General features: G+C 67.7%; 2 protein-coding genes. Both read right to left on the bottom strand.

Going from position 1 to position 9,246, the window contains the following annotated elements; genetic code table 11:
- On the bottom strand, window positions 1–8,004 hold an 8,004-nt coding region (locus ABZ420_RS35520), incomplete at its 3' end, for an amino acid adenylation domain-containing protein (RefSeq protein ID WP_357132454.1).
- 270 nt (window positions 8,005–8,274) lie between these two features.
- Window positions 8,275–9,246, bottom strand: a 972-nt coding sequence (locus ABZ420_RS35515; protein ID WP_357132451.1) for an AMP-binding protein, incomplete at its 5' end; no start/stop codon positions are given.

The raw sequence follows: 9,246 nt of genomic DNA, 5'->3' as shown, positions 1-9,246 counted from the left end.
CTCGATCGGAGTCGACGGCGCACGGAAGGCCTGAACCTCGAACTCCGGCTCCGGCAACGCCTTACGATCCAACTTGCCGTTGACGTTCAACGGCAGAGCATCCATGACCACGAACGCCGATGGCACCATGTACGACGGCAACCCGGCGGTGAGCTCGGACTTCACCCGCGCCACATCGACACCCGCACCGCCAGCAGCCGCAGCCCCAGCAGCGGACCCGGCATCGGCATCGGCACGACCATCAGACCCAACCACGGCACCAGCGGGCACCAAGTAGGCCACCAAACGGTCACCCGTCTTCGGATCCGACTTCGCGATCACCGCCGTCTGCGCGACCTCCGGCAACGCCAACAACGCCGCCTCGATCTCACCCAACTCGATACGGAAACCACGGATCTTCACCTGGAAGTCCGTACGACCCCGATACTCGAGCTCACCGCGACCGTTCCAGGCGACCAGGTCACCCGTGCGATACATCCGAGCACCCGACTCGAACGGATTCGCCACGAACCGATCCGCCGTCAAATCCACGCGACCGAAATAACCACGCGCCAATTGCGCACCAGCCAAATACAACTCACCCGAAACACCCACCGGAACCGGACGCAAACGCCCATCCAGCACATACACCCGGCTGTTCCACTCCGGCGCACCAATAGGCACCGAAACCCGGTCGGCATCACCGACACGGTGGCTGGTGATCGACACCGCCGCCTCGGTCGGCCCATACAGATTGAACAACTCGGTTCGAGGGTTCTGGCGCAAGAACCGCTGGGCCAACGCCCCTGGCAACGCCTCACCGATCGCCAGCACCCGCCACAACGAATCCGGCATACCCGCGGTCAGCAGCGCGTCCAGCATCGACGGCACCACATGCAGCGTAGTGACCCATTCCTGGGCCATGAGTTCGTTGAGGTACGCCGGATCCCGATGACCATCCGGCGAAGCGATGACCAGACGGCCACCACACACCGCCGCCGACCAGAACTCCCACACCGACAAGTCGAACGTCGCCGCCGTCTTCAACAAAATCGCATCAGCCGCATCGAGACCGAACTCGACACTCTTCCACTGCAACTGATTCGCGATCGCACCGTGCGGAACAGCCACACCCTTCGGACGACCCGTCGAACCCGATGTGAAAATCACATACGCCGTGTTCTCCGGACGCAACGGCCCAACCCGATCAACATCCGTGACCGGCTTCGCGTCCACACCCGACAAATCAAGCTCATCAATGCGCACCACCGGCGCGACATCGGTCTCGAACTCCGCATCGGCGTTGCTCAGCACACACACCGGAGCCGCCGTCTCCAGGATGTAACTGGTGCGCTCCGCGGCCTGATCCGGATCCACCGGCACATACGCACCACCGGACTTCGCCACCGCATACATCGCCACGATCAGATCCACCGACCGACGCAACGCCAGAGCGACCCGCGACTCCGGACCCACACCCAACGAGATCAAGTGCCGCGCAAGACGATTCACTCGCGCATCGAGTTCGGCGTAGGTCAGCTCGACCCGCTGACCGTCGATCGAATCGGCCACGAGCGCCGTGGAACGCGGGTCCGCCGCCACGCTGGCGTCGAGCAGCGAGACCAGGGTCGCGCCCGCATCCACGGACTGCTCGGTGGCGTTCCAGCGCGCCAGCACGTCGTGCCGTTCGGCATCGGCGAGCAGTTCGATGTCGCCGACCGCGACGTTCGCGTCGGCGACCACGGCCGCGAGGATGCGCGAGAACCGCGCCGCGAAACCCTCCACCGTCGCCCGGTCGAACAAATCGGTCGCATACGTCAAGAACCCACCGATACCAGCGGCCGCACCCGACTCCTCGTAGGCGTCACCGACGATCAAATGCAGATCGAACTGCGACACATCCACATCGGCATCGACACCAGCCACCGCCAGACCCGGCAACTCCAACGCCGCACGCGCCATATTCTGGAACGACAAACCCACCTGGAACAACGGATGACGCGCCGTCGACCGCGACGGATTCAACACCTCCACCAACCGCTCGAACGGCACATCCGCATGCGCGAACGCGGCCAGATCCGCTTCGCGCTGCTTACCCAGCAGGCCGACGAACGACTCATCCGGCTCGAACCGCGTCCGGAACACCACCGTATTGACAAACATCCCGATCAGATCATCGAGTTCACGCTCACCACGACCCGCGACCGGCGTTCCGATGGCGATATCCGCGGTGCCGGACAAGCGAGCGAGCAAGACCGCGAAAGCCGTGTGCACGACCATGAACAACGTCGCGCCATGCGCACGCGCCAAGTCCACGAGACCCGCGTGGGTCACCGCATCGATCGCGATATCCACACGCGCACCCGCCAGCGACGCCACCGCCGGGCGCGGCCGGTCGGTCGGCAACTCCAGCAGGTCGGGCAGCTCGGCCAGCTCGGCGCGCCAGAACGCGATCTGCCGTGCCGCCAGCGATTCCGGATCGGACTCGTCCCCCAGCACCGCACGCTGCCACAACGCGTAATCCGCGTACTGCACCCGCAACGGCGACCACCCCGGAACGTCGCCCGAGGTACGGGCCGCGTAGGCGATCATCACGTCGCGCACCAGCGGACCCATCGACGACGCATCCGCCGCGATATGGTGCACCACCACCGCGAGCACGAACGTCTCCGGTGCTCCGTCGACCTGGATGAGCACGGCCCGCAACGGCACCTCTGCCGTCACATCGAACGGAGTGGCCGCCAAGGCGTACACGCTGCTCGCAACGTCGGACTCGGCCAGCACCCGGGGAGCGAGGTCCAGATGGACCTGCGCGGCGGGCAGCACCACCTGCACCGGACCCTCCAGGGTCTCCGGATACACCGTGCGCAGCACCTCGTGCCGCGCGACCACATCGTGCAGCGCCGCACCCAGCGCGACCACATCCAGCGCACCGGTCAGCCGTAGCGCGAACGGCAAGTTGTAGGCCGCCGAACCGATCCGCTCCCCCGCATCATCGGACTGATCGAACCGATTGAGAAACCACATCCGCCGCTGCGCCAGCGACAACGGCAACTTCTCCGGCCGCGCAATACTCCCCAACTCCACCCGGCGCTCACCGCGGGTTTCCGACTCGAGCGCCGCCGCCAACGCCGACACCGTCGGCGCCTCGAACAGAGTCCGAACCGGCACCCGCGCATCCACCGCCGCGCCCAAACGAGCCACTACCTGTGTGGCGACCAGCGAATTACCGCCGAGCGCGAAGAAATCGTCATCCGCGCCCACCCGGTTCAGTCCGAGCACCTCGCCGAATACCCCGGCCACGATCTCCTCGACCGCCGTCGCGGGCGCACGGAAATGCTTGGTCTCGAACGTGGGCTCGGGTAGCGCCTTACGGTCCAGCTTGCCGCTGGAGTTCAGCGGGAACGCCTCCAACGCCACGATGGCGCCCGGAACCATGTAGGCGGGCAAGGTCTCGCTGATCGCGGACCGCAATGTCTGCGCGTCGATCCGGTCGCCCGGAGCGGGGACCACGTAGGCGACGAGCTGATCACCCAGCGACGAGGCCGCGACGAGGGCCACGGCCTGGCTCACCGACGGCTGCGCCAGCAGCGCCGTCTCGATCTCACCCAACTCGATCCGCTGACCGCGGAACTTCACCTGGAAATCGGTCCGGCCGAGATAGTCGAGCACCGCGTCGTCGGCGTCCTTGCGCCACACGACGAGGTCGCCCGTGCGGTACATCCGCTCGCCGTTGCCGAACGGGTCGGCCACGAACCGGTCGGCGGTGAGATCGGGACGCCGCACATAGCCGCGAGCCAACTGGTCACCCGCGAGATACAGCTCACCGGGCACACCCACCGGCACCGGCCGCAACCACGAGTCCAAAACGTAGACCCGGGTGTTCCACTGCGGCAGACCGATCGGCACGGTGCGCTCGTCCGGCGACGCGGGCCAGTAGGTCACCGAGACCGCCGCCTCGGTGGGGCCGTAGAGGTTGTGCACGGCGGCGTCGGACACCGCGTGCATGGCGCCCACGGTCTCCGGCGGCAGCGCCTCGCCGATCACGAAGACGTGTTCGAGCGTCGGGCAGCTGCCGGGGGCGGTGTGCGCGGCGAAGACCGTCAGCATGGACGGCACGAAGTCCGTCACCGTCACGCCCTGGGAAGCAATGGTTTCGGCGACGTACGCGGGGTCACGGTGACCGTCGTGCGTGGCGACGACGAGCTTCGCGCCCACACGCAGCGGCATGAAGTAGCCCCACAGCGAGACGTCGAACGTCGTCGCCGTCTTCTGCAGGTACACGTCATCCGGATCCAGCGGGTATTCCGCCAGCATCCACTCGATCTGGTTGTTGATCGCCGCGTGGGACACCGCGACGCCCTTCGGACGGCCGGTCGACCCCGACGTGAAGATCACGTACGCCGGATGCGCAGGCACCACCGGACGCACGAGTTCCCCCGCGCGAACCGGGCTGTCGTCGAAGCCGCCGAGATCCAGCGTGTCCACGGCGAGCGCCCGGACGTCATCGGGCAGCGCGGCCGCGTCCGCGCTGGTCGTCACGACGCAGAGGGGGCGAGCGGTGTCCAGGATGTGGGCGATGCGTTCGGCCGGATGATCCGGATCCAACGGCACATAAGCCCCACCCGCCGCCACGATCGCATACATCCCCACCACAAGATCCAACGAACGCCGAACCGCCAACCCCACCAACGACTCCGCACCCACACCCTGCGAAATCAACAACCGAGCCAAACGATTCACCCGCGCATCGAACGCACGATACGAAAGCTCGACACCCTCGTAGGCGACGGCGATCTCGTCCGGATGCGCCTCGACGGCCCGGCGATAACCATCGAGCAGCAATTCGGAGCGGACCGGGTAGCGGGTGTCGTTCCACTCGTGCAGGATGCGATCCCGCTCGACCACGTTGAGCAGGTCGATACCGCCCAGCGCGCGATCGGGGTCGGCCGCGACCGCGCGCAGCAACCGGTTCAGGCGCGACGCGAACTCGGCGACCGAACTCTCGTCGAACAGATCGGTGGCATAGGTGAACATGGCGGCCAGGCCCGCGTCCGGGCCCTCCTGCGGCGTCACCGTCAGCTGTAGATCGAATTTGGCCACCGCGCCGTCGAATTCGACCGCGCCGACCGACAGGCCGGGCAGCTCGAGCTGCGCTCGGTCCATGTTCTGGAAGAACAGCGCCACCTGGAACAGCGGGTGATGCGCCTGCGAGCGCACCGGATCGAGTACCTCGACCAACCGCTCGAACGGCAGTTCGGCGTGCGAGAACGCGGCCAGGTCGCGTTCCTTGGTCGCCTCCAGCAGCCCGGCGAACGAGGCCGCCGGGTCCACCGCGGTCCGCAACACCAGCGTGTTGACGAACATGCCGACCAGATCGTCGAGTTCCGCCTCGCCACGTCCGGCGACCGGCGTGCCGATGGTGATGTCGGTGGTGCCGGACAGTCGGGCCAGCAGCGCCGCGAAGGCGGTGTGCACCACCATGAACAGCGAGGCGCCGTGGGCCTGGGCGAGTTCGTCGAGCCGGGCCCGGATGGGTGCGTCGACGGTGAAGGTGAAGACGCCGCCGCGCCCGGAGGCCGAGGCGGGGCGCGGCCGATCCATGGGGAGGTCGAGCCGGTCGGGAATGCCCGCGAGAGCGTCACGCCAGAAGGCGATCTGCGTCGCGGCCACGGAGCGGGGGTCGCTCTCCTCGCCGAGCACGGCGTGCTGCCACAGCGTGTAGTCCGCGTACTGCACCGGCAGCGGGGCCCAGCCGGGCGCCTCGCCCGCGCTGCGCGCGACATAGGCGGTCATCAGGTCACGTACCAGCGGCGCTATGGACGTACCGTCGGCCGCGATGTGGTGCACGACCACGGCGAGCACGTATTCGTCGGAACCGATCCGCGCGAGCGAAAGCCGCAGCGGCACCTCCGCCGCGACGTCGAAACCGGCCGCGGCGAAGGTGCGCAGCCAGTCCGGCATTTCTCCGGCGGTCAGGCTGTGCGGCGTCAGGTCCGGGATCGCCTGCGCGGCGGGCAGCACGACCTGGTAACCGATACCGTCCACCGCCGGATACACCGTCCGCAACGTCTCATGACGCTCGACCACATCCGCGACCGCCGCCTGCAACGCCGCCACATCCAACACACCCGACAACCGCACCGCGAACGGAATATTATTCGCCGCCGACCCGGTATCGAACTGATTCAAAAACCACATACGCCGCTGCGCCAACGACAACGGCACCCGCTCCGGACGCTGCAGCGCCACCAACGCGGGACGCGCCGCACCGGTGTCGAATTCGGCGAGGCGGGCGGCCAGCAGCGCGACCGTCGGCGCTTCGAATACCGTCCGTGCGGGCACCCGCGCGCCGATCGACGCCCCGAGCCGGGCCGCGACCTGCGTCGCGATCAGCGAATTGCCACCCAGCTCGAAGAAATCGTCGTCCGCGCCGATCTCGTCACCCGCGCTGAGCAGGTCACCGAAGACGCCCGCGACCAATTGCTCCAGCGCTCCCGACGGGGCGCGGAATTCCTTGGTCTGCAACTGCGGAGCGGGCAGGGCACGACGATCCAGCTTGCCCACCGGGGTCAGCGGAATCTCATCCAGCACTGTTAGCGAGGTCGGCACCATGTGCACCGGCAGGCTGCGCTCGGCGTGCGCGATCAGCTCGTCGGTGTCGATGGAGCGTCCGCTCGCCGCGTGCACATACGACGCGAGAATCGTCGCGCCGCTGTCCAACTGATGCCCGACGGTGATCGCGAAGTCGACCGTCTCGTGCGCGGCCAGCACCGAGTCGATCTCGCCCAGCTCGATACGGAAACCGCGAATCTTCACCTGGAAGTCGTTGCGGCCCATGTATTCCAACTCGCCGTTCGGCGTCCAGCGCACCAGGTCGCCGGTGCGATAGAGCCGAGAGTGGTTCGGGTCGAACGGATTCGGAACGAAACGCACGGCGGTGAGGCCGGGACGCAGCTGGTAACCGCGCGCCAGCTGGGGTCCACCGATGTACAGCTCGCCGACGACGCCGATCGGGACCGGCACCAGCCGCTCGTCCAGCACGTATTCGGTGGTCGCCTGGATCGGCGCGCCGATGGTCACCGGTTCCCCGGGCACCAGCGGCGCGCTGATGTTGGTCATGATCGTGGTCTCGGTCGGGCCGTACCCGTTGTAGAACTCGCGCTCGCCCTCGGCGATCGGGCGCACCCAGCGCCGCACCAGCTCCGGCGGGCACGCCTCGCCACCGGCCACCACCACACGCAGCTCGTCCAACCCGGCCGGGTCCACCGACGCGAGCGCGGCGGGGGTGATGAACGCGTGGGTGACGGCCTCCCTGCGCAGGAGCGCGGCCAGCTCGTCACCGCCGTAGACCGTCGGCGCGACCACGACCATGGTCGCCGCCCCGCCCAGCGCGAGCAGCAATTCCAGTACCGACGCGTCGAACGACGGCGACGCGAAATGCAACGTCCGCGACGCACTCGTCACCCGATACCGATCACGCTGCTCGGCGCAGAAACTCGCCAAACCCGCCTGGGTGACCACCACGCCCTTCGGCATGCCGGTGGAGCCGGAGGTGTAGATGACGTAGGCGGGATGCTCGGCGCGCAACTGTCGCAACCGATCCGCGTAGGTGACCGGTTCGGTCGGGTAGTCCTCCAGCTGCTGGACGAAGGCGTCCGAATCGATGACCAGCCATTCGATCTCGCTCGGCAGGTCTTCCACCACGCGCGCGACGGTGAGGCCGAGCACCGCGCCGGAGTCCTTCACCATGTGCTCGACGCGATCAGCCGGATAATTCGGATCCACCGGCACGAAACCCGCACCGGTCTTGGCCACCGCCCACACCGCGACCACCGACTCCACCGAACGCGGAACACCGACAGCGACCAGATCCTCCGGACCCACCCCCCGATCGATGAGCAACCGCGCCAACCGCGTGGACCTGGCGTCGAGTTCCGCGTAGGTGAGGTGTCCGCGAGAGCTGACCGCGTCGGCGAAGACAACCGCGGTGCCGGTCGGATTCGCTTCGACGGCGGTTGCCATCAGTTGCGGGAGGGTAGTGACTCTAGGTCGCCGGGTACGAGTGGGCCGCACCCGCGCGGGCCGCGTCACGCGAGCCCCGCTTCGTGCTTCCTGGGCACCGATCCCTGCGCCGGCAGACTATTCCCCGACAAGCGAAACATGAAAACTCTGCACATCCTGCCTGTAAGAACACGTCCATGACACATTTCCAGCGGACGGCCTGATACAGCAAACCAGTCCGCTGTGTGCATGGTCACACAACTGGGAGCTTCCGTATGACCGCGAATCACTTCACCGGGCGTCGAACAGCTCGGTGAACTCGACGATCGCGGCCACATTCGACCAGGGCCCCTCGGGCACCGCGCCGACACCATTGTCCAGCACCACGGCGTGCAAATCCTCCAGTGCCATCGGGTCGAGCGTGTCCAGCCCGGCCCGATCCGTCACCAGATGGGTTACCCACTCGTCGGCGAGCGACTCGGTCAGCGCGCCGTCCGCGTCGACCAGCACCACCGACGCGCCTACCGATCCGGCGGCGACCACTTCGACCAGCGCGGCGGGCGACTGCGGGCTGCCGTGCTGGAAAGTGCGCGATTCGAAGGTCAGTTCGGTGCGTGCGCGCAGCCGTGCTGCGGCCGTGGCGAGGTCGTCGTAGCTGAGCGCCTGCGCGCCGATGAACGCCGGGTCGCCGCCGCGCAAGGCTCGAATGCGGTGGGCGTAGGTGACCGGCCGGGGTGATTCGGCGGCGATCTCCGCGACGACAGTTGGGTCGTCGAGGGCGAGCCAGTCGACCGCGGCGGCCGAGTGCGCACCGCCGACCGTCAAGCCGGTCTTGATCTCGAGTTCGTGCGGCAGCAGTGCGTCGAGTGCGTCGACCGGGACCACGGCGGCGCCGGTTTTCAGCACCGCCCAGGTGGCGATGACCGCTTCGATGCCGCGATCCAGTCGCACCGCCACGCCGGCGCCGGGGCCGCAGCCGCGCGCGATGAGCACGCGCGCCAACCGCGACGAGCGCGCGTCGAGATCCTGGTAGGACAAAGCGTTCTCACCGGAGACCACGGCGGGGCCGTCCGGGTCGTCTTCGACCGCCGCCGCCAGCGCCTGGGTCAATGCCGTACCCGCGGTGGCCGTGGGCGCTTCGACGCTCACCGGCTCCGCCGCGACCGCCATCCGTTCCCGTTCGGTTTGGTCGAGGATGTCGATGTCGCCGATGGGGGTGTGGGGGTTGGTGGCGATGGTGGTGAGGATGCGGTGGAGGCGGTG

The sequence above is a fragment of the Nocardia sp. NPDC005745 genome, assembly GCF_040630775.1.
GTDB lineage: Bacteria > Actinomycetota > Actinomycetes > Mycobacteriales > Mycobacteriaceae > Nocardia.
This window is presented reverse-complemented; position numbering and strand designations above follow the sequence as displayed.